Source organism: Candidatus Symbiopectobacterium sp. (assembly GCF_020054415.1).
GTDB lineage: Bacteria > Pseudomonadota > Gammaproteobacteria > Enterobacterales > Enterobacteriaceae > Symbiopectobacterium.
The window spans coordinates 1-1,179 of record NZ_JAHWCO010000289.1 but is presented as its reverse complement, the minus strand read 5'-3'; the positions used below and the strand labels follow the sequence as shown (position 1 = coordinate 1,179).

The following is a 1,179-nucleotide window of genomic DNA, read 5'->3' as shown; positions in this document are numbered from 1 at the left end:
TCAGGTGGGTGAAGCCATGACCATGGTCAAAGCGCTTAACCGGATCACGCTATCAGGAATGCCGAACAGTATTCGCATCACGTAACAATCGACCCGTATGGGGCGCAGTCGTTACAAGTTCTGATTTATTCAACAAAGCCGTATTGCAGCGGTGAGGTATTGGTCACCGCCTTGAAGTTATGGTGAAACGCGGACACGCTCATGTTCACTTCCGCCGCCAATTGCTCCACATTAAGGCTATCCGCATAGTGATTTTCGATACGACGCAGCGCGTTAGCGATCTGGCTGAAATGGGTATGCCGGTTGACCAGCGCCTGCAACGCCGCTCCCCCCTCCCCACACAGGATATGGTAAGTAATCTTTTTGACGATCATCGCCCCCAGCACTAGCGCATCACGGTGCGTTTTCATCGCATAAAACAATCGTTCAACGGCACACAGCATCTCTTCGGTAAACGGCACACTGTTCACACCGCAAGAGCCTGAGCACGGGCGAATAACGCTATCATCATCGCCAATATCCAGCAGCAATGCCTGGAGTACCTGCGTATCGATCCGGATGGAGATCCCCACCAAAGGCTGTTCAACACTGGCAACCGTCTCGCATTCAAACGGCAGCGGCACTGTCATCAACAAATAGTTTTCTGCGTCATACTGAAAAACGGTATCAACCACATAGCCAATCTTCCTGCCGTGAAACAGGATAACTATCGTCGGGTCATACATCACCGGTACACGTGGATGGGGCTGGTCTGCGTAAAGGATTTTTACCTGTGCTATCGGCGAGGGAGTAACCCAGTGTTGGGTTGTGTAGCTGAGCGCCTGATTGATTATCTTGGCAAACACTAGGTTGTTTTGGGCACGCGTCATCAGTAAGGCATGGTCGTGTATTCAATGCGTTGATGTAGCATCAAACATAGTACTCGCGTTCGATGTAAGTACCGATGATCCTATCGTGCATTTCGGATGATTTTGAATGTCCGAGCGTCTTGCGATTGAGCCGTTGCAATCGGTTACGCAGTGTCAAATGCGCACTCTCAATACGCTGTGTATACAGCTTGCTAACAATGTGTTTTACTTTTGGAAGTTCGTCGTTGTAAGCCCTGTAGCCATCCGTGTTTGCATGACTGACGACGGTAACGCTGATGGCCACTTTTGTCATAAACATGTTTTTTCACAG

At 49.7% G+C, this 1,179-nt stretch carries 3 pseudogenes; 1 reads left to right on the top strand and 2 read right to left on the bottom strand.

The annotated features are described in order from the left end of the window. Positions 1-85, top strand: a pseudogene (locus QZ506_RS08365) (lipoprotein); the annotation flags it as partial. Between the two features lie 55 nt (positions 86-140). Here QZ506_RS08365 and QZ506_RS08360 read toward each other — a convergent pair. Together QZ506_RS08360 and QZ506_RS08355 are read right to left on the bottom strand one after the other, a co-directional pair. Beyond that, positions 141-869, bottom strand: a pseudogene (locus tag QZ506_RS08360) (AraC family transcriptional regulator N-terminal domain-containing protein); the annotation flags it as partial. Positions 870-909: 40 nt separating this feature from the next. Next, a pseudogene (locus QZ506_RS08355) lies at positions 910-1,116 on the bottom strand (IS1 family transposase); the annotation flags it as partial. Between the last annotated feature and the right edge of the window lie 63 nt (positions 1,117-1,179).